This window comes from Nonomuraea sp. NPDC049269, assembly GCF_043197155.1.
Lineage (GTDB): Bacteria > Actinomycetota > Actinomycetes > Streptosporangiales > Streptosporangiaceae > Nonomuraea.
This window is the reverse complement of record NZ_JBICSO010000007.1, coordinates 177,398-200,991: the sequence shown is the minus strand read 5'-3', so window position 1 is coordinate 200,991 and position 23,594 is coordinate 177,398. Positions and strand designations below refer to the sequence as shown.

Below are 23,594 nucleotides of genomic sequence, written 5' to 3'. Positions count from 1 at the left end.
TACGTGGCGAATACCGTGAACCCAGGACGTCAGGACGGCATCGCGGAGCGACTTGAGGCATTGCGCAGGTGGAACAACGCGACCACACCTGAGACGATCACCACGGTCGCCGACCTGTTCATCGCGCAGGTACGCCGGACCCCGCAGGCCCTCGCGGTCGTGGCACCCGGCGCCCGCCTGACGTACGCCGAGCTGGGCACGCACGTCTTCCAGCTCGCGCGCCACCTGCGCGGACGCGGCCTGCGGGCGGAAGACGTCGTCGCCGTCTCCACTCCCCGCTCCGCCGAACTGGTCGTCGCCGTGCTGGCGGTCATGGTCGCGGGCGGCGCCTTCGTACCGGTCGAGCCGTCCTGGCCGGCGGACCGCCGAGCCCAGGTACGGGCCGAGGCGGGCGCGGGCCTGGTCATCGCCGCCCCCGGCGCGGAGACCGGTGACTGCGTCGTGGAGGTGGACCTCGGCACCTGGCACTACGGTCACGAGCCGGCCGAGCCGCCGTCGCTGCCGCCCATCAGCGGGGGACGGCTCGCGTACGTGATGTTCACCTCCGGCTCCACGGGCAAGCCCAAGGGCGCGATGATCCGGCACGAGGCGATCAGCACCCGGCTGCTGTGGCAGGTCGAGGAGATCCTCGGGTTCGGGGCCGGTGACGCGTCGCTGTTCAAGGCGCCGCTGTCGTTCGACATCTCGGTCAACGAGATCCTGCTTCCGCTCGTCTCCGGCGGCTACGTGGTGGTCGCCGAGCCCGGCGGCGAACGCGATCCCCAGTACCTGCTCGACCTGATCGCGCGGGAGCGGGTGACGTTCGTCTACTTGGTGTCGTCGATGCTCGACACGCTTCTGGAGATGGCCCAAGGAACCTCGCTGCTGTCCGGGCTGAAGCACGTCTGGTGCGGTGGCGAGGTGCTCACCCCCGAGCTGTTCGACCGGTTCCGGAGCCGGCTGTCCACGACCCTCTACCACGGGTACGGCCCGGCCGAGGCGACCATCGGCGTCTCACACGTCATCTACCGCGACACCGCCGAACGCATCGCGACGTCGATCGGCCGCCCGAACCCGCACACCCAGCTCTACGTCCTCGACGACCGGCTGGAGCCGCTGCCTGTGGGCGAGGCCGGCGAGCTGTACGCCGCGGGGTTCCTGCTCGGGCGCGGATACATCAACGCCCCCGCGCTGACGGGCTCCCGTTTCGTGGCCAACCCGTTCGGTGACGGCGGGTCCCGGATGTACCGCACCGGCGACCTCGCGCGCTGGAACGCCGACGGCTCGCTGGAGTTCGTGGGGCGGGCGGACAACCAGGTGAAGATCCGCGGCATGCGGCTGGAGCCGGAGGAAGTGGAAGCGGCGCTCGCCACGCACCCGCGGGTCCGCCAGGCGACCGTCACCGTGGGCACGAACGCGGCGGGCGCGCGACACCTCATCGGCTACGTGACCTCCCACGACGACCTCCCGGCCGGGGAACTACGGCGCTGGTGCGCCGACCGGCTGCCCGAGTACATGGTGCCGAGCGCCTTCGTCGTCCTGGACCGCTTCCCGCTCACGGCCAACGGCAAGGTGGACCGCCGCGCACTCCCAGAACCCCAAGCGCACCGCCGCCCTGTGTCGGCGTCCAAGACGGACGGCCGCGCTCTGCCGGGTGGAGCCAGGGGCGGGGAACGTGCCCTGTGCGAGATCTTCGCGCGGGTGCTCGGCATCGAGGAGGTGGGGGCGGAGGAGGACTTCTTCGCTTTGGGCGGTGACAGCATCGTCGCCATCGGCGTGGTCCGGCAGGCGCGGCACGCGGGACTCGTGGTGCGGGCGCGCGACCTGTTCGCCCATCCCACCCCAGCCGCGCTGGCCGCCACGGTAACCGAGGTCACCACGACCGCCGGCCCCGCCACCGGCGCGGTCGGCGAGGTGCCCCCGACCCCGATCACCGAGTGGCTCCAGGCCACCGGCCCGTCGATGGACGGGTTCATCCAGTCGATGACAGTCCACACGCCTGCCGGTATGACCGCCGACCAGCTCGAACACGTCGTCGACGCCGTACTCGCCACCCACGACCTGCTGCGGGCACGGATCGACGGCGCGGCCCCCTGGACCCTGTCGATCCAGCCGGTGGGCTCGCCACGAGCGGCCCAGGTAATCACTCGCGTAGACGTGACCACCAGCGACGCCGCGGCGGTGGAGGCGGTCGCCGCCAGGGAGGTCACGGCGGCGGCGCGACGGCTTGACCCGGCCGGTGGACGGATGGTCGAGCTGGTGTGGCTGGACGCCGGGGCGCACGCGCAGGGCCGGCTCGTGGTGGTGATCCATCACGTGATCGTGGACGGGGTGTCGCTCCGGGTGCTCCTGGAGGATCTCGGACAGGCATGGGCGGCGGTTCGCGATGGGCGGGCGGTGTCGCTGCCCGGCGTACCCACTTCGTTCAGACAGTGGGCGACACTGCTGCGCGACCGTACCCGCGCGGGCGCGTTCGCCGCCGACGAGGCGTACTGGCTGCGGGCGGCGGCCACCCCCGACCCGATGCTGGGGGAGCGGCCTCTGGACCCGCGCCGCGACGTGGTGGCGGCCGAGGAGTCGCTGACGGTCGCGCTCCCGTCGCCCGTTGCCGCCCGTCTGCTCGGCGCGGTGCCCGCGTCCATTCACGGCGGTGTGAACGACGTCCTGGTCGCGGCGGCGGCGATCGCCCTGGGCCGGTGGCGGGCCGGCCACTGCCCCGACGCGGGGTCCGAGGTGCTGCTGGAACTGGAGGGACACGGCCGGGAGGAAGACGCGGTCGGCGACGTCGACCTCTCCCGTACCTTCGGCTGGTTCACCACGCTCTTCCCGGCCGTACTCGATCCGGGGCCGGGCGATGCCGCCCTCGGAGACGCGGTGAAGGCGGTCAAGGAGCAACTCCGGGCGGTGCCCCGGCGGGGGTTGAGCTACGGTGCCTTGCGTTACCTCGGTGGCGAGTCCCGTCCTGACCTGGCCGTCGCGCCGCACGTGCTGTTCCACTACCTCGGGCGGTTCGCGGCCGGTTCTACCGAGGAGTGGACGGCCGTTGGCGACGGCGGTGCGGATGGCGACGGCGGTGATGGTGGCGGCGGTAGCGGCGAGATCGTCGTCGAGCGGCGTGACCCGCGCATGCCGCTGCCGCGTGTGCTGGAGATCAACTCGGTCGCCGTGGACACGGCCGACGGGCCGGTGCTGGAGACGAGGTTCAGCTGGCCTGGCGGTGTGCTCGACGGCGGCCGGGTGCGGGCGCTGGCCGAGCTGTGGACCCAGGTGCTCACCGGCATCGCCACGAGCGAGACGGTCGCCGGACACACCCCGTCGGACTTCCCCCTTGTCGCCCTGGAGCCGAGCGACGTGGCCGCCATCGAGGCCGCGGCACCGGAACTCCGGGAGGTGCTTCCCCTGTCACCGCTGCAGACCGGCCTCTACTTCCATGCCACCTTCGCCCGCGACACTGACCCGTACGTCGTCCAGCAGATCATCGAGCTCACCGGCCCGCTGGACGGCGACCGGTTACGGCTGGCCGCGGACCGGCTGATCGACAGGTACCCCAACCTGGGCGCGGCGTTCCGCACTGTCGGCGACGGGCAGGTCGTGTCCGTGATCGCGGGCCGTCCGCCGGTGCCGTGGCGGGTGGAGGATCTCGGCGGGTTCGGCGCGGAGGGTGCCGCCTCGTGGGTGGCCGCCGTCGCGGAGGCGGAGCGGTCCTTGCCGTTCGATCTGGCTCGGCCTCCGTCCATGAGGTACGCGCTGCTCAGGCTGGGTGAGCGGCGGCATGTGCTGATCCACACCGTGCACCACATCCTCGCTGACGGCTGGTCGGTGCCGCTGCTCCTGCGCGACCTGCTGGCGTTCTACGAGGCCGGGGGACGGGCCGAGGCGCTGCCCGCGCCGCCCCATTACCGGGAGTTCCTGCGGATGCTGGCGGCACAGGACCCCGACGTGGCGACCGAGGCGTGGGCGGACGCCCTGGCGGACGTGCACGAGCCGACCAGGCTCGCTGATGCGCTCGGCGTTCCCGACGAGACCGGGCTCGCTGGCGCGCTCGGCGTTCCGGACGAGACCGGGCTCGCTGATGCACTCGGCATTCCCGAAGAGGTCGCCGGGCAGGCGGTCGGTGGGTTCGGGCGCGTCGATCGGGAGCTGTCCGAGGAGGTCAGCGACCGGGTGAGCGCGTGGGCGCGGGAGCACGGGCTGACGGTCGGGGCGGTCATCGGCGCCGCTTGGGGCATTCTCGTCGGACGGCTGGCAGGTCGGTCCGACGTGACGTTCGGTTCGACCGTCTCCGGGCGTGGGGCTGCCGATGTGGCGGGTATCGACTCCATGGTCGGTCTGCTGATCAACACGGTTCCCGCGCGGGTACGGTGGAGTCCCGCCGAGTCGCTAGCCACCGTGGTACGGCGCTTCGCCCGCGACCGGCGCGAGGTGGTGGAGCACGAGCACGTCTCGCTGGCCCGGCTGCAGCGGCGGCTGGGTGTGCCTGAGCTGTTCGACACGCTCGTGGTCATCGAGAACTACCCGGCGCCGCCCACCCCGGCAGGGGAGATCCAGATCGCCGCCGTGCACACGGTTGAGGCGCCTCACTACCCGGTGACGCTGATGGCCAAGCCGGGCGCGCGGATCGCCGTCACGCTGACCCACGATCGGCGGGTAGTCGGTACGAGTGTCGCGGCCCGGCTGGCCCGCCAGTACGAGATGGTGCTTGCCGCCATCGCCGAGGACGCCGAACAGGCCTGCGACCTGGTCGAGTTGGTGACCGGGGAGGAGCGCGAGTGGCTGATGGCCGCCGGTTCCGGTGCCCCGGCGCGGCGGCCCGGCGCCACGGTTGTGGACCTGTTCGCGGGGCAGGTGGCCCGGCACCCGGCGCGTACGGCCGTCGTCTGCGGCGACCTCGCGCTCACCTACGCTGAGCTGGACGATCGCGCCGGACGGGTGGGCATGGCACTGACCCGGGCGGGTGTGCGCCGTGGTGACATCGTCGCGGTGGCGACGAGCCGCTCGGCGGACATGGCCGTGGCCCTGCTCGCCGTCATGCGTGCTGGGGCCGCCTACCTGCCGGTCGATCCCGGCTATCCGGCGGCCCGGATCGAGTTCATGCTCGGGGACGCGCGGCCGGTGTGCGTGCTGACCGACGACGCGAGCGCCAGGTCGCTGCCGCCGCACGACCTGCCGACGCTCACCGTACGGGCGGCGGCCGACACGGACACCAACGGCGACGGAACGCAAACAGGCCCGCTGGATGCGAGGTCGGTCGGGACTGGGACGAACCCGCACGTTGCGGTGTCGGTCGGGACCGGGACTCCGCAGGACGTGGTGTCGGTCGGGACCGGAACAGGCCCCCTGGATGCGGTGTCCGTTGTTTACACCTCCGGCTCGACGGGGCGGCCGAAGGCGGTCGTCGGGACGCAGGAGGCGCTTGCCAATCGGCTGGGCTGGGCCGCGCGGGAGTGGGTGGCCGATGTTCGGGTGGCGAAGAGCTCGCTGAGCTTTGTCGACGGCACCACGGAGCTGCTCGGGGGTCTGGTCGCGGGGGCGACGACGGTCATCGCCGACGCCACGGAGGCCACCGACGGCGCCGCGCTGGCCGGGCTCGTCGAGCGGTCCGGGGCGACCCAGTTGCTCGCCGTGCCCAGTCTGGCCGGCGCGCTGGCGGACACGGAACCGGAACGGCTCGCGACGCTCAGCCGCTGGATCTGCAGCGGGGAACCGCTGGCCCAGGCCTGCGTGACCGCGCTCCGGCAGGCGTCCCCCGGTGCCCGGATCGTCAACTCCTACGGATCATCGGAGGTGGCGGGTGACGTGTTGCAGGGTGAGGTGGGCACGGCGGGGCCGGTGACGTTGGGGACGCCGGTGCCCGGGGCGCGGATCCATCTGCTGGATGCCGCCCTTGACCTCGTCCCGCCCGGCGCGGTCGGGGAGATCTACGTCGGTGGCGCCCAGCTCGCCCTCGGCTACCTGGGCCAGGGCGGTGCGACGGCCACCCGATTCGTGGCCGACCCGTACACCGACGGCGCCCGGCTCTACCGCACCGGAGACCTCGGCCGGTGGACAGCAGACGGGCGGGTCGAGTTCCTCGGCCGGGCCGACGACCAGGTGAAGATCAACGGTCACCGCGTGGAGCCGGGCGAGCTGGAGGCCGCCCTGATGCGCCGCGCGGGTGTGACGGACGCCGTGGTCGCCGTACGCGCAACGGGCGGAGACACCGGCGGCACGCGTTCTCTGCACGCCTATGTGGTGGCCGCCCCCGGCGAGGAGATCGACCCCAACGCCCTCCGCGCGACGCTACGCGCCGAACTACCCCCGTACCTGGTCCCCGCCACGATAACCATCCTGGACCACCTGCCAATGCTCCCCAACGGCAAACGAGACCGCCGGGCGCTTCCCGCCCCCGAGCCGACCGCCAGGGGCGGACGCCCGCGCACCCCAAGGGAGGCGCTGATCTGCGCCCACTTCGGCACGGTGCTCGGCCGCGACAGCCGCGACAGCCGCGACAGCCGCGACGGTCACGACGGCATCGGTGTCCACGACGACTTCTTCACGGCCGGAGGCGACAGCATCCAGGCCATCCGCGTCGTCAGCCTGCTCGCCAAGGACGGGATCGAACTGACCACCGAGGACATCTTCCGCATGCGTACCCCCTCCGCCATCGAGGCCCACCTGGCAGGCGGCGAGCCGACGGCACCGCTGCGAGTCGCCGAGCCGGCGCCCCGGCTGCGACCCGCCGAGCTGACGACCGTGTCGCTGACCCAGGCGGAGATCGACCACGTCGTGGCGGTCAGCCCGGTTCCGGTGGCCGACATCTGGGCGGTGTCCCCCCTCCAGGAGGGCGTCTACTACCAGGCGGCCTTCTCCGAGGGCGCCGGCACCTACATCGCGCAGAACGTGTTCGACTTCGACCGCCGTCTCGACGCCGAGGCCATGACCACGGCGTTCGCGGCGCTGCTGCGACGCCATCCCACGCTGCGCGCCGGGTTCACCGGTGACGGCGTCCCAGGCGTCGTGCAGTACATCGGCGCCGAGGTCCCGGCCGAGGTCGCGGTCGTGGACCTGTCCACCGGCTCCGGGGACGCGCTCGCGGAGCTGATGCGCTCCGACCGGGAGGAACCGTTCGATCTCACCCGGCCGCCCCTGGCCCGGCTGACCGTCGTACGCCTTCCCGGCGGCCGGGACCGGCTGCTGCTGACCGCGCACTTCCTGCTCTGGGACGGCTGGTCGCGCGAGCTGGTGCTGCGCGAGCTGTTCGCGCTCTACGACTCTCGAGGGGAACGCGGCGCGTTGCCGCCGGCGCGGGCGGCGTTCACCGACCACCTCGCCTGGATCGCCGCCCGCGACCGCGACGCCTCCACCGCCGCCTGGGCAGCCGCGCTCGCCGACGTCTCCGAGCCGACCATCCTGGTCCCGGAGGCGGCCGGCCGGGAGCCGATCCCGTCGGAACGCGTCCTGGCGGCGCTCCCGGCCGAGGTGACCACCCGGCTGGGGGAGCAGGCCAGGCGCGGCGGGGTCACGCTCAACTCGCTGCTGACCGCCGCGCTCGGCCTGCTCCTCGGCTATGAGACCGGGCGGACCGACGTCGTGTTCGGTACGACGGTCGCGGGCCGGCCCACCCAGTTGCCGGGGATCGAGGACGTGATCGGCCTGTTCCTCAACACCGTCCCGGCCCGGGTGGCCGCCTCGCCCGACATGACGGTGATCGAGCTGGCGCGCCGGGCGCAGGAGGACCGCATCGGGCTCGCGCCGCACGAGTACCTGGGACTCGGCGACATCCAGCGGGCCGCCGGACACGAGCAGCTCTTCGACACGCTGTACGTCCTGCAGAACTTCCTGTCCGACACGACCTTCACCGAGCTGGAACGCGAGCAGGGCATCGTCGGAGTGGAGTACGTCGACACCACCCACTACCCGTTCACCTGGGTGCTGACCCCCGGCGCCAACCTGCGGATCAAGCTCGAATACCGGCCGGACGTGGTGGCGGAGCAGGACGCGCGGAGGCTGGTCCGGCGCTTCAGGCGGCTGCTGGAGTCGCTCGCCGGCGGCCTGTCGGTCCAGGCGGGCGCGCTCGACCCGCTGCTCGACGAGGAGCACGCCGAACTGGCCGGGCAGTGGGCGGCCACGGAGCATCCGATCGGCTCGGCCACCATCGCCGACCTCCTGGCCGAGCGGGCCAAGGGCTGTCCGGACGAGATCGCCCTGGTGTTCGGGGAGCTGTCGCTGACCTACGCCGAGCTGGACGGCCGGATCAACGGCTGCGCCCGGCTGCTGCTGGCCAAGGGCGCGGGACCGGGCCGGATCGTGGCGCTCGGCCTGCCGCGCGGCGTCGAGATGGTGGTCGCGCTCTTCGCCGTCCTGCGTACCGGCGCCGCCTACCTGCCGCTCGAGCTCGACCACCCCGTGAACCGGCTCGCCGACATGCTCGACGACGCGCGGCCGGTGCTGCTGGTCTGCGCCGACACGGCCACACCGCTGGCCGAGGCGCAGCGGCGGCTGGGCGGGGAATGCCTGGTGCCCGACGACACGCTGCCCGCGCATCCGCTGAGTGACGCGGAGCTGGGAGCGTTCGCCGCCACGGTGCCGGGCAGGCTGGAGCATCCGGCGTACGTCATCTACACCTCCGGCTCCACCGGCCGCCCCAAGGGCGTGGTCACGCCGTACCGCGGCCTGACCAACATGCAGCTCAACCACCGGGCCGAGATCTTCGACCCGGTCGTCGCCCGCGCTCGGAGCACCGGGCGGGACCGGCTGCGCATCGCACACACGGTGTCGTTCTCCTTCGACATGTCGTGGGAGGAGCTGCTGTGGCTCGTCGAGGGCCACGAGGTGCACATCTGCGACGAGGAACTGCGCCGGGACGCCGCCGCCCTGGCCGCCTACTGCCGCGCGAACCGCATCGACGTGATCAACGTGACCCCGACGTACGCCCACCACCTGTTCGAGGAGGGGCTGCTCGACCGGGACGGGCATCCGCCCCGCCTGGTGCTGCTCGGCGGCGAGGCGGTCAGCGAAGCCGTCTGGAACCGGCTGAGCGAGCCCGGCGGCGCCGAGGGTTACAACCTGTACGGCCCGACCGAGTACACGATCAACACGCTGGGCGCGGGCACCGGCGACAGCGCCACGCCGACCGTGGGCCGCCCGATCTGGAACACCCGCGCGTACGTGCTCGACGCCTGGCTGCGCCCTGTCCATCCGGGAGTGCTCGGCGAGCTCTACGTGGCGGGCGCGGGGCTCGCGCACGGCTATCTGCACGCGCCGGACCTGACCGCGTCGCGGTTCGTGGCGGACCCGTTCGTGCCCGGCGGCCGCATGTACCGGACCGGGGACCTCGTACGGCAGCGCCGCGACGGCAACCTCGACTTCCTCGGCCGCGTCGACGACCAGGTGAAGATCCGCGGCTACCGGGTCGAGCTCGGCGAGGTGGAGTCGGCCCTGACCGCGTTGCCGCAGGTCCGGCAGGCCGCGGTCATCGCCCGTACCGACTCGGCGGTGACCGGGCTGAAGAAGCTGGTCGCGTACGTGGTGCCGGCGGAGGGGGCCGACCAGAGCGCCCTCGTCGCGGACCTGCGGGCCGCGCTGGCCGAGCGGCTGCCCGGCTACATGGTCCCCGCGCTGTACGGCATAGTCGGCGAGCTGCCGCTGACGGTCAACGGCAAGCTCGACGTCGCCGCGCTGCCCGAGCCCGTGGCACCCGTCAGCGGCGGCGACGGTCCGCGCGACGACCGCGAGCGAACCCTGTGCGCCATCTACGCGGAGGTGCTCGGCCTCGCCGGGGTCGGCATCGACGACGACTTCTTCGCCCTCGGCGGCGACAGCATCTCCTCGATCGCCGTGACCGGCCGCGCACGCAAGGCGGGCCTGCACCTCACTCCGCGCGACGTCTTCCGCCGCCGCACCGTGCGGGCGCTGGCCGCCGCCGCGCCCCAGGCCCGCCTGAGCGGACCGCGGGACAGCGGCGAGGGTACGGTCGCGCTCACCCCGATGCTGGCCGAGACGATGCGGGCGGGTACGCCGCTGGAGCGCTTCTACCAGTCGATGATCCTCCGCACCCCGGCCGGCATGACCCACGAGCAACTGGAGCGGGTGCTCCAGGCCGTCGGCGAACGCCACGATCTGCTGCGGGCCCGGCTCGATCGCGACGGCGCCGCATGGGCGCTGTCGGTGCCGCCGCCGGCGGCGTTCCGCGCGGCGGACGCGCTCACCAGGGTGGACGGCTCGGCCGACGTGGAGGAGGTCACCGGGCGGGCTGCCGACGGCCTCGACCCCGAGCGCGGGGTCATGCTGCGGGCGGTGTGGTTCGCCGGCGAGTCCGGGCCCGGCCGGCTGCTGCTGATCATCCACCACCTGGTGATCGACGGCGTCTCCTGGCGGGTGCTCGCCGACGACCTCGCGCGGGCCTGGGCGGAGGTACGGGCGGGCCGCGAGCCGGTGCCCGACGAGGTGCCGACCTCCTTCCGTACCTGGTCGAAGCTGGTCGAGGAGGCGACCGAGCGGGGTACGTTCCGCGACGAGCTCGACCACTGGCGGGCCGTCCTCGCCACCGAGGACCCCTGGTTGGGCACGCGCCCGCTCGACCCGGTGATCGACACGGCCGCCACCGTGGAATCGCTGACGGTCTCGCTGCCCGCCGAGGTGAGCACGGCCCTGTTGTCGGCCGTGCCCGCCGCGATGCACGGCGGCGTCAACGACGTCCTGCTGACCGGCTTCGCCACCGCACTCGCCGAGTGGCGGCGCGGCGCGAGCGCCGTGGTCCTCAGCCTGGAGAGCCACGGCCGTGACGCTCTCGACAACGTGGACCTTTCCCGCACGGTCGGCTGGTTCACCGCCATCTACCCCGTATGCCTCGACCCGGGACCGCTGCGCTGGGCCGAGGTCACCGAGGCGGGCGCCGCCCTCGCGGCGGCGGCCAAGCGGGTCAAGGAGCAGCTCCGCGCCGTGCCCCGGCAAGGGCTTGGGTACGGGATCCTGCGCTACCTCGACGGCGAGGCGGACCTGCGGGGCGAGCCGCCGCAGATCCTGTTCAACTACCTGGGGCGGTTCGCCGCCGACGAGGGCGGGGACTGGGCGGCGGCGGGCGCGCTGCGCGAAGGCGTCCACCCGAGCAACCCCGCGATGGGGCTGGAGATCAACGCGCTGGCCCGGGACGGGCGGGCGGGCACGGTGTTCTCGGCCACGCTGTCCTGGCCGTCCGGCGTCATGACGGCCGATGAGGTGGGTCGGCTGGCCGAGCTGTGGATGGCCGCGCTGACCGCGCTGACCCGCTGTGCCGAGCTCGCCGGGCGTACCCCTTCCGACTTCCCGCTGGTCGAGCTGACCCAGGGGGACGTGGACCGGCTCGCGCCGTCCGGGGTGCGGGACGTGCTCCCGCTGCTGCCGTTGCAGCAGGGCATGTACTTCCACGCGTCCTTCGCCGAGGACCACACCGACACGTACGTGGTGCAGCAGGTGGCCGAGCTGTCCGGCCCGGTCGATCCGGCGGCGCTCCGCCGCGCCGTGGAGGCGGTGGTCCACCGTCACGACGCCCTGCGCGCCTGCTTCCGTGAGCTGGCCGACGGCCGGGTGGTCCAGGTGATCGCCGACGGGGTGGACGTACCGTGGCACGAGGTGGACCTGACCGGTCTCGGCGATGAGGCGGCGCGCGAACGGCTGGCCGAGGTCACGGCCGCCGAGCTGGCCGAGCCCTTCGACCTGGCAACCGCGCCCCTGCTGCGGTATGCCCTGGTCTCGCTCAGCCGGACCGACCACCGGCTGGTGGAGACCATGCACCACATCCTCGCCGACGGGTGGTCGTACCCGCTGATGTTCGGGGACGTGATCGAGTCCTACGAGCGGGGCCGGTCCGGAGCCGGGTACGAGCTGCCCGCTCCGGCGGTGACGTTCCGCGACCACGTCGAGGCGGTGGCCGGCCTGGACCGGGCACACGCTCGCGGCGTGTGGGCCCGCGCGCTGTCCGGCATCGGCTCGGCCACCCGCCTGTTCGGCAGCGCTGTCGAGAAGGTCTCCCGGCATGACAGCGTCCACGTCGCGCTGCCCGCCGAGCGCACGGCCGCCCTGGTCGAGGCCGCTCGCGAGCAGGGGGTGACCCTCAGTACGTTCGTGCACGGCGCCTGGGGTCTGCTGCTCGGCGGCCTGCTCGGGCAGGAGCGGGTGGTCTTCGGCTCCACGGTGTCGGGACGGGGCGGGGAGCTGCCCGGCGTCGAGTCGATCGTCGGTCTGTTGATCAACACCATTCCGGTGCCCATGTCCTGGAGTCCCGGGGACTCGCTGCACGAGGTGCTCGCGCAGCTGCAGGAGCAGCAGACGGACCTGCTCGACGTGCAGCAGGTGGGGCTCGGCGAGCTCGCCGCCGTCGCTGGTGTCCGGGAGTTCTTCGACACGATGGTCGTGGTGGAGAACTTCCCCGCTGTGCGGGACGGTAGCCGGGATGGGCTGAGCGTGCGGGGCTTCACCGGGACGGATTCGCCGCACTATCCGGTGTCGCTGGTGGCCTTTCCCGGTGAGCGGCTGACGCTGGAGATCAAGTACGACGTCGAGCTGGTCGGGGAGCGGGCGGCCCGGCGGCTGCTGGACCAGGTGGCGCGCGTGCTCGACCAACTGGCCACGGCCCCTGACCTGCCGGTCGCTTCAGTGGTGTCGTCCGGGGCGGCTGTGGCACGGGTGGAGGACGGTGCGACGCTCGCGGGCGCGTACGCCGCCGCCCCGGTCCGGCCGGACTCCATCGCCGTCACCTCGGGCGATGTTTCGCTCACGCACGCCGAACTGGACGCGGCCGCCAACCGGATGGCCCGCGCGCTGATCGCCGGAGGAGTACGGCCGGAGTCGCGGGTCGCCGTCGCGTTGCCGCGCTCGGCCGACCTCGTCGTGGCGCTGCTCGCGATCGTCAAGGCGGGCGGCTGCTACGTACCGCTGGACATCGGCGCCCCGGCCGCACGGCTCGCATACATCCTCGCCGACTCGAACCCCGTACGCCTGCTGACCGACAGCGCGACGCTGGGCTCGCTGCCCCCTGCCACGGTGCCGGTCATGCTGCTGGACGACCCGGAGGTCATCGCGGGCCACTCCACCGCCCCGCCGCGGCCGGTACCGCTGAGCGCGGACAACGCGGCGTATGTCATCTACACCTCGGGTTCGACGGGGCGGCCCAAGGGCGTGACGGTGACCCATCGCAATGTGCTGTCGCTGTTCGCGGCGGCTGAGGAGCTTTTCGAGTTCGGTCCGGACGATGTGTGGACCATGTTCCACTCGTACGCGTTCGACTTCTCGGTGTGGGAGCTGTGGGGCGCGCTGCTGTACGGCGGGCGCCTGGTGGTCGTCGCCCACGATGTGGCGCGCGACCCGCGACGCTTCCTGGACCTGCTGGAACGCGAGCGCGTGACCGTGCTGAACCAGACCCCGTCCGCGTTCTACCCGCTGATCGAGGCCGAACGCGGGCGGCCGGGCGAGCTCGCCCTCCGGTACGTGATCTTCGGCGGCGAGGCGCTGGACCTCGCCCGCCTGGCCCCGTGGTACGACCGCCAAGCACCGCTGCTGGTGAACATGTACGGCATCACCGAGACCTGCGTGCACGTGTCGTTCCGGGCTCTGACCTCGGACGACGCGAACGGCGACAGCGTCATCGGCGGGCCGCTGCCCGGCCTCGGCGTACACGTGCTCGACCGCCGTCTCCAGCCGGTCCCGCCGGGCGTCACCGGCGAGATCTACGTCGCGGGTGACCAGCTGGCCCGCGGGTACCTCGACCGCCCCGGCCTGACCGCCGAACGGTTCGTCGCCGACGCCTCCGGCGGGCGGCTCTACCGCACCGGCGACCTCGCGCGGTGGACTCCCGACGGCGACCTGGTCTACCTGGGCCGGTCCGACCAGCAGGTGAAGGTACGGGGGTACCGCATCGAACTCGGCGAGATCGAGTCCGCGCTGCTGACACTGGACGGAGTCGTGAACGCCGCCGTCATCGTGCGCGAGGACGAGCCCGGCCGGCGGCGGCTCGTGGCGTACCTGGTCGCGCGGGACGGGGTGCGCGTCGGTGCCGCCGAGGCCCATGCCCGGCTGGCTGAGAGGCTGCCTTTCTACATGATTCCGGCGACGTTCGTGTCACTCTCCGCGCTGCCACTGACGGTCAACGGCAAACTCGACCGCGACGCCTTGCCCGCTCCGGCGACCGCTCGGGCGGTGGTTGTCGGCGAGCCCACCCTGCCCGTATCGGCGACCTTGGATACCGGTGAGCTTGACCGCGAGGCCCTGCCCGTTCCGCAGACCACGCGGGCGGTGGTTGCCGGCCGACTCCCGGTCGCCCAGGTCGAGGTCTCTGCTGGGGGAGCGTCGCCTGTGGTCGTTCTGCGGGCGCTGTACGCGGAGGTGCTGCGTCTGGACGACGTCGGGCCTGAGGACGACTTCTTCGTGCTCGGCGGCGACAGCATCATCGCGATCCAGCTCGTCAACCTGGCCCGGCGCCGGTCATTGCGACTGTCCCCGAGGGACGTGTTCATCCACCGCACGCCGGCCGCGCTCGCCGACGCGATCGGGCCCTCCGACGCGGACACCGGAACTGGCCGGGAGTCGGCCGCCGGACCTGACCGGGAGCCGGATGAGGCCGTGTCCGATGGGGTCGGCGAGGTCATGCTGATGCCGATCGTGCACCGGTTGGCCGAGCTGGGCGGGCGGATCTCCCGGCTGAACCAGTCCGAGCTGCTGCTCACCCCGCAGGGCGCCACCCACGAGCAGGTCGTCACGCTGATCCGCGCGCTGGTCGGGCGGCACGACGCGCTCCGGCTGCGGCTGAACCGGCCGTCTCCGTTGCTGTGGTCCCTGGAGGCCCGTCCGGCCGCCGACGTTCCCGATCCCGCCGTGACCTCGGTCGATGCGGTGGGTCTCGACGAGGACGCCCTGCGCGCCTTGATCGCCGCCGAGTCCGACGCCGCCGCCGACCGGCTGGATCCCGACAACGGCGATGTGTTGCAGGCGGTGTGGTTCGACCGGGGGCCCGAGCAGCAGGGCAGGCTGCTGCTCGTCGCGCATCACCTGGTGGTCGACGGGGTCTCGTGGCGGATCCTGGTCGACGACCTGCGACAGGCGTGGGAAGCCGTGAGCACCGGGCAACAGGTGCGGCTCGAACCGGTCGGCACGTCCCTGCGCGCCTTCGCCCGGTCCATCACCGAGAACGCCACCCAGGCGGCCAGGCTCGCCGAGTTCGACCATTGGACGACCACCCTGGCTCCGGGCGCCGAACTCGACCCGGTGACCCCGACCATCGGCCTGACCGCAGGCCGAACCCGCGACCACGTCGTACGCCTGCCCGCCGAGGTGACCGGCCCGCTGCTCACAGCCGTGCCGATGACCGCGTCGGCTGGGACGGCTGTGTCGGCGACCGCGTCGGCTGGGCCAGCCGCTCCAGTGGCCGACGTGACCGATGTGCTCGTTGCCGCGTTGCATGTCGCGGTCTCGCGCTGGCGGGTGGCGCGTGGCGGTGACCCTGCGGCGCCGCTGGTGATCGACCTGGAACGGCACGGGCGCGAAGAGGTCGCGGACGGTGAGGACCTGTCCAGGACCGTGGGGTGGTTCACCGCCATCGCCCCCGTGCGGCTGCCCGCCGTCTCCGGTGCGGTCACCGCCGTGCTCGGCGACGTGTGCCAAGTGCTGCGGGCCGTTCCGGACGGTGGGCTCGGGTACGGGCAGTTGCGTTACTGCAACGCGCGCACCGCCCCCGCGCTCGCCCGGCTGGGAACACCCCAGCTGCTGTTCAACTACCTCGGCCGATTCCCCGCCGGGCGATCCGGCGACTGGGACACGGCGCCCGAGGCGGAGGCGCTGCGGGTGCACCCGGACCCGGACCTGGGCACGCCGTACCTGCTGGAGATCAACGTCGCCTGCCACGACATGGCGGCGGGGCCCGAGCTGCACGCCGTGTTCACCTATGCGGACGGCGGCCTCGGCGCGAACGACGTGGACGCGCTCGCCGACGCCTGGGCCGCGGCCGCGCGCGAGCTGGCCGCCGCGTCGCCTGGCCATGGCCGCGAACGTGGAGCGGACCACTCGGCCCGGCCCGGCTCGCTGAGCGACCCCACTGCGCTGAGCGACCCCACTGCGCTGAGCGGCTCCACCGCGCTGAACCACCCCACCCTCACCCCCGATGAGGTCGACCGGGTGCTCGCCGCGGCCCCGGTCGCCGTACAGGACATCTGGCCCTTGTCGCCGCTCCAGGAGGGCCTGTACTTCCAGGCGGGCTACGCGGGCGACGCCGACGTGTACGTGGCGCAGAACGCGTTCGACTTCGCCGGACGGCTTGATGTCGAAGCCCTCCGCCACGCGTACGCCGCCGTGCTCGATCGTCACGCGGCCATGCGGCTCGGCTTCACCGCCGAGGGCACGACCCGGCCCGTAGCCCTGGTCGGCACCGGCCTGGACAGCTCGGTCGACGTGGTGGACCTGTCAGACGAGAAGGACGACCATCGGCTCCGGGCGCTGATGGAGGAGGACCGTCGCCGGCCGTTCGAGCTGGCCCGGCCGCCGCTGTGCCGCCTGAGCGTGGTCCGCCTGCCCGGCGGGCGCGATCGGCTGCTGCTCACGTACCACCTGCTGCTGTGGGACGGGTGGTCGCGGGAGCTGGTCCTGCGCGAACTGTTCGGCGAGTACGCCCTTGCCCGCGACGGCCACCCCGCCCAGCGGCCAGACGCGGAGACGGCAACAGGCCGCACGGTCGGACCGTCCTCGTCTGACGCGGAGACAGCGGCAGGTCGCGCGGCGGGACGGCCGTCGCCCGGTGCGGAGGCGGCGACGTTCACCGACTATCTTGCCTGGCTGGCCCGGCAGGACGCGGACGCGTCGGCGCGGGCCTGGGGGCGGGCGCTCGCCGGGCTGGAGGAGCCGACCATCCTGTTCCCAGCGGCGGCGGGGACCGCGCCGGTGCTGGCGACCAGCCTGTCGTTCCGGCTGAGCCGGGAGCAGACCGGTCGCGTCGCCGAGCAGGCGCGTCGCGCTGGGGTGACACTCAACGCGATGCTCAGCACGGCGCTGGCGATGGTGCTGAGCCATGCCTCGGGACGGCAGGAGGCCGTGTTCGGTACGACCGTCGCCGGACGGCCGACCGAGCTGGACGGCATCGACGCGGTGATCGGGGTCTTCCTCAACACCGTTCCCGTCCACGTACGCCTGACCCCGGCCGAACCCGTGCTGGAGGTCATGCGGCGCGTGCAGGCCGACCGCGTGGAGATGATGCCGCACGAGTACCTCGGCCTGGGCGACATCCAGCGCGCGGCGGGCCGCGACCAGCTCTTCGACAGCCTGTACGTCCTGCAGAACTTCCTCGACGACGACACCTTCACCGATCTGGAGGAGGAACACGGCATCGTCGGCGTGGAGAGCGTGGACGCGACGCACTACCCGCTCACCTGGGTGGCCACGCCGGGGGCGCGGCTGGCGGTGCGGCTGGAGTTCCGTGCCGACGTGGTCGCGCCGGAACAGGCGCGGGCGCTGCTGTCCCGGCTGGAGCAGGTGCTGCTCCACCTCTCGGAGCAGCCCGCCGCGACGGTCGCCGATGTTCCCGTCCTGCTCCCGTACGAGCTCGCGGAGCTTGAGGCCGGATGGGACGCGGTCACCCATCCCATCGGCGCCGAGACGATCGCGGAGCTGATGGGCGCCCAGGCCCGGCGGACACCGGACGCCGCGGCCCTCACCTCCGGCACGCGGACACTGACCTACGCCGAACTCGACGCGCGCGTGAACCAGCTCGCCCGCCTGCTGCTCGACCGGGGCGCGGGCCCCGAGCGGATCATCGCGCTGGCCGTGCCCCGATCCATCGACATGGTGGCCGCGCTGTTCGCGGTCCTCCGTACCGGAGCCGCCTACCTGCCCCTCGAACTGGACCATCCCGACGACCGCCTGCTGGCGATGCTGGCCGACGCGGGGCCGGTCCTGCTGGTCACCACCGAGGCGGTGGCCCCTCGGCTCGCCTCTCACCCGGTGCCGGTGCTGTGCCTGGACGGCGCCGCCGCGCGTACCGGATCGTCGGAGCCGATCGAGGGCCGCGAACTGGGCGAATTCGCCCCCGGCAGGCCGGGACGGCTCGACCACCCGGCGTACGTCATCTACACCTCCGGCTCCACGGGACGGCCCAAGGGCGTGGTCACGCCGTACCGGGGGCTGACCAACATGCAGCTCAACCATCGCGAGGCCATCTTCGCCCCCACGATCGCCGCCGCCGGGAACCGGATCCTCACGATCGCCCACACGGTCTCGTTCTCCTTCGACATGTCGTGGGAGGAACTGCTGTGGCTGGTCGAAGGCCATCACGTACACATCTGCGACGAGGAGCTGCGCCGTGACGCCCGCGCGCTCGTCGCCTACTGCGACCGGCACCGCGTCGACGTCGTGAACGTGACACCGACCTACGCCCAGCACCTGCTCGACCAGGGGCTGCTCGACGGCGCGCGGTTCGGGGGGCCGCCCGGTTCGTACCGTCCGGCTCTGGTGCTCCTCGGCGGCGAGGCGGTGCCGCAGACGCTGTGGACCGCGCTGCGCGAGGCCGAGGGGGTGGATGGCTACAACCTGTACGGTCCGACCGAGTACACGATCAACACCCTCGGCGCGGGCACCGAGGACAGCGCGGGCACCACGGTCGGGCGGCCCATTTGGAACACCCGCGGCTACGTACTGGACGCCGCCCTCCGGCCGGTGCCCGCGGGCGTGCCCGGCGAGCTCTACATCAGCGGGGCGGGGCTGGCGCGTGGATATCTCGACCGGTTCGGGTTGACCGCCTCGCGATTCGTGGCGGATCCGTACGTGTCCGGTGGGCGGATGTACCGTACCGGCGACCTGGTGCGAGCCGGTGCCGACGGGAACCTCGACTTCCTGGGCCGCACTGACGATCAGGTCAAGATCCGCGGTTATCGGGTGGAACCGGCGGAGGTCGAGGCCGTCGTGACGGCCCGGCCGAGCGTGCACCAGAGCGCGGTGCTCGCCGTTCCTGGTCCGTCGGGCGGCAAATTGCTGGTGGCCTATGTCGTTCCTGAGGAGCCCGGTGATGAGGACTCCCTGCTGGTGGCCGTCCATCGCGAGTTGAAGTCGCTGCTGCCCGGGTACATGGTGCCGTCGGCCTTCGCGGTCGTGGAGGCGCTGCCGCTGACCATCAACGGCAAGCTGGACACCGCCGCGCTGCCGGCGCCGCGGTCGCTGCCGTCGAGTTCGAGGGCGCCGGCGGGGGAGCTGGAACGGCGGCTGTGCGAGCTGTTCGGCGAGGTACTCGGCGTCGGAGAACCGGGTGGTCTCGGCGGTTTTGGGGCCGAGGACGACTTCTTCGATCGGGGTGGGCACTCTCTGCTCGCCATCCAGCTGTTCGGGCTGGTGCGGGCGGGTTTGGGCGTCGAGCTGTCGTTGCGCGACCTGTTCGACACGCGCACGCCCGCGCGCCTGGCCGCCCGTCTCGCCGACCGAGCCGGGACCACACCTCCCGAGCTCGTCTCCCGCCCGCGGATCGAGCGCCCGCCCCTGTCGGCGGCGCAGGAACGGCTCTGGCTGCTCCAGCAACTGGACCCCACCTCGACGGCGTACAACTACCCGCTGCTCGTCCGCCTCCGCGGCTCCGTCGACCACGACGCCCTCCGGGCCGCGCTCGGCGACGTGGTGGCGCGGCACGAGGTGCTGCGGACGCTGGTCACGGTCATCGACGACCAGCCGGTCCAGGACGTACTCGACCCGTCCCCGATCTCCGTCACGGTCGTGGACCGCCCGGCCGCCGAGACCGGGAACGCGGTGTCGGCGGCGGTGGCCCGCCCCTTCGACCTGGCCGCGGACCCACCGTTGCGGGTCACCCTGATCCAAGAGCAGGACACCGGGGACAGCGTGCTGGCCCTGATCCTGCACCACATCGCGATGGACGAGTGGTCCGACCGGCCGCTGCTGCGCGACCTCGACACCGCTTACGCCGCCCGGCAGGCCGGTCACGCCCCACGCTGGGAGCCGCTGCCGGTGCAGTACGCGGACTACACCCTCTGGCAGCGCGAACTGCTCGGCGACCCCGCGAACCCGGCCAGCAGGCACGCCACCGAACGGACCTACTGGCAGGAGCACCTGCGCGGCCTACCGGACGAGATCCCCCTCCCGGCCGACCGGCCCCGGCAGGCCCGCGACGCCCGCCGAGCCGACCAGGCTCGTGACGCTCGTCGAGCCGATCAGACTCGTGACGCTCGTCGAGCCGATCAGACTCGTGACGTCCGCCGGGCCGGTCAAGTGTCCGTGCCGCTCTCGCCGGAGCTGATCGACCCGCTGCGGGAGCTGGGCAGGGCCGAGTCGGCGAGCCTGTTCATGGTGCTGCACGCCGCACTCGCCACCTTGCTGCACCGCCTCGGCGCTGGCACTGACGTCCCGATCGGCAGCCCGACCTCGGGCCGCGCCGACGCGGTGCTGAACGACCTGGTCGGCTTCTTCGTCAACACCGTCGTCCTGCGCGCCGACCTTTCCGGCTCGCCGTCCTTCACCGAGCTGTTGCGCCGGGTACGCGAGACCGACCTGGCCGCGTTCGAGCACGCCAACGTGCCCTTCCAGCAGGTCGTCGAGGTGGTCAATCCGGTACGCGAACACGGACGCAACCCGCTGTTCCAGGTGATGATCGGTTTCCTGCACCGGCAGACCGGCCACGACACCGCCCTGGGCCTGCCCACGGGCGACACGCCCGCGTACCTCTCCGACCCGAAAGTCGACCTGAACTTCACCTTCGTAGACGCCGGCCCGCGACAGCCGGTCGACATCATCCTGGAGTACGACGCCGCACGCTTCCACGACGGCACCGCGCGGCGCCTGCTCGACCGCCTCATCGTGCTGCTCGGCGAGCTCGCGGTCCGGCCGGAACAGCCGACCGGCACGATCCCGGTACTCGCCGCGGGCGACCTCGACGACCTCTCCCGGTGGCGGTCCGGCGGGCCGGTGGCACCCGATGACCTCCCTTGGGACGTGCGGCCCTCCACCGAGGCACCCGATGACCTGCCCTGGGACGTGCGGTTCTCCGCGCGGGCGAAGGCGGCACCCGACGTGGACGCCTGCGTGTCCGGCGGCCGGACGATGAGCTACGCCGAGCTCGACGCGGCCTCCAACGCGTTCGCCGCCAGGCTCGCCGACCTCGGCGCCGGTCCGGAGAGCCTGGTCGGGCTCGCCCTGCCGCGCTCGGCCGACCTGCTGGTGGCGGTGCTGGGCGTCGCCAAGGCGGGAGCGGCGTACCTGCCGCTCGATCCCGCGTTCCCGGCCGAGCGGCTGCGATTCATGATCGACGACGCCCGGCCCGCCGTTGTGGTCGCCGACGAGCGATCGGGGCAACTGTTCCCCGCGATACCCCACGGCACGACACTCATCGACTTCGACAGCTCGCTCGGACACCTCCGGCACGCGGCTCCGAGCGATCCGAACCGCACGGACATCGACGGCACACCTGCCCGTCCCCGCCACGGGGCTCCGAGTGTTCCGGACCCGATTGGCGTCGGCGGCACACCCACGCACGCCTTCCGCAGAGCTCCGCGTGACCCGGACTCCGCAGCGTACGTCATCTACACCTCGGGATCCACCGGCAGGCCCAAGGGCGTCGTGGTCACCCATCGCGACCTGGAGACCTTCCTCGCCGCCGTGGCCGCAGCCGTCCCGATCGGCGAGTCCGACCGGCTGCTCGCCGTCACCACCCTTTCCTTCGACATCTCCGTACTCGAACTGATGGCGCCACTACGCGCCGGTGGGTGCGTGGTGATGGCCACGGAGGAGCAGGTACGCGACCCGAGGCTCCTCGCCGCGCTGGCGGCGGCCGAACGCGTCACAGTCATGCAGGCGACCCCGTCGCTGTGGTCGGCGCTGGCACAGTCGCCGGACACCGACCTCAGCGGCGTGCGAGCGCTGGTCGGCGGCGAAGCGCTGCCGACCACGCTCGCGGGGGAGCTGGCGGAAAGGGCTCAGAGCGTAACGAACCTGTACGGTCCCACGGAGGCGACGGTCTGGGCCACAGCCGCCCCTGTGAACGACGGCTGGCGCGACCGTCCCACGATCGGTCGCCCCCTGCCCGGCACCACGGCTCACCTCCTGGACGCGGCGCTGTGCCCGGTTCCTCCCGGTGCCATCGGCGAGCTGTACCTCGGCGGGGCGCAGGTCACCCGCGGCTACCTGGGACGTCACGGCCTCACCGCAGCCCGGTTCGTCGCCGATCCGTTCGGCGATGGCGCCCGGCTCTATCGCACCGGGGACCTCGCTCGCTGGACCTCTGACGGCTCGCTGGAGTTCCTCGGCCGCTCGGACCACCAGGTCAAGGTGCGCGGCTTCCGCATCGAGCTGGGCGAGATCGAGTCGGTCGCGGCCCAGCATCCCGCTGCCCGGCAGGTCGCGGTGGTCGCGCGACAGGACTCGCGCGGCGAGACCCACATCCTCGCGTACGTCACCCCGGACAACACCGCATCCCCGATGCGGGACGGTGACGTCGTGTCGTCGCTCCAGTTCCGGGACTACCTTGCCCAGCGTCTGCCGGCGTACATGGTGCCCGCGGTCGTGACGGTCCTCGACGAGTTGCCCCTCACACCGAACGGCAAGGTGGATCGCTCGGCACTGCCGGACGTCGACTTCGCCCGGTTGGCCACCCGTACAGAGCCGCGGTCGCGTACCGAGGCGGCCGTCTGCGCCGTCATCGCGGAGGTGCTGGGGCTCGACTCGGTCGGCGTGGACGACGACTTCTTCGTCCTCGGCGGGCACTCGCTGCTGCTGGTACGGCTCGCCGCGGCCCTGCGCCGGGACCTCGGCGTCGCCCTCCCGATCGCGGACCTGTTCACAGCCCCCACGGCCGCCGCCCTCGCCCACCGGCTCGGCGATGCCGCGTCCGCCAACGATGCGATGGCCCCCTTGCTGGTCCTGGGGGCAGGCGGCGAGGGCACGCCGCTCTTCTGTCTGCCGCCGGCCAGCGGCCTGAGCTGGCAGTTCGCCGGGCTCAAGCGCTACCTGCCGCAGGACGTCCCGCTCTACGGCCTGCAATCGCCCCTGCTGAGCCGTACCACCGACCTGCCCGTCACGATCAGCGCGCTGGCCGGCGAGTACGCCGACCTGATCGGCCGGACCGCCCCCGAAGGGCCGGTCGGACTGCTCGGCTGGTCGTTCGGGGGCGCGGTGGCGCATCAGGTGGCGATTCGGCTGATAGCCGACGGACGTGAGGTCACGTTCCTCGGCATGCTCGACACGCGAAGGGATCTCACCGAGAGGCCCGCTGGAGCATGGGACCGGCCCGCGGCGATCGCCGATCTGCTGATCGAGATGGGCTGCCAGGTGCCGGAGGAGCGGCGCGACACGTTGTCCATCGCCGACGCGGTCGGGCTCGTCCGCGAGCTGGGCGGCGGCGTCGCCGCGCTGGAGGACGCGCAGATCGCGCAGGTAGTCGAGAACTACCTGGCCAGCGACCGCATGATGGCGCGGGCCGAGTACGGCGTCTTCCCCGGAGACGTGATCTTCGTCGACGCGACCGTGCCCGAGCAGGGGTTCACGGGGACGGCCTCCGACCAGTGGAGCCGGTACGTCGGGGGCGAGCTGTGGACGTTCGCCATCGAGTGCGGGCATTCCGAACTACTGGACACCCGCACTCTGGAGATCCTCGGCCCGCTTGTCGGCCAGCACCTTGCCCGGTGAAAGCA

At 72.6% G+C, this 23,594-nt stretch carries 1 protein-coding gene; it reads left to right on the top strand.

The features are described 5' to 3' along the window. Positions 1-3 precede the first annotated feature (3 nt). Positions 4-23,589: a non-ribosomal peptide synthase/polyketide synthase gene (locus ACGFNP_RS36520; RefSeq protein WP_393326546.1), complete on the top strand. Its 23,586-nt coding sequence runs from the start codon at positions 4-6 to the stop codon at positions 23,587-23,589. The last annotated feature ends 5 nt before the right edge of the window (positions 23,590-23,594 follow it).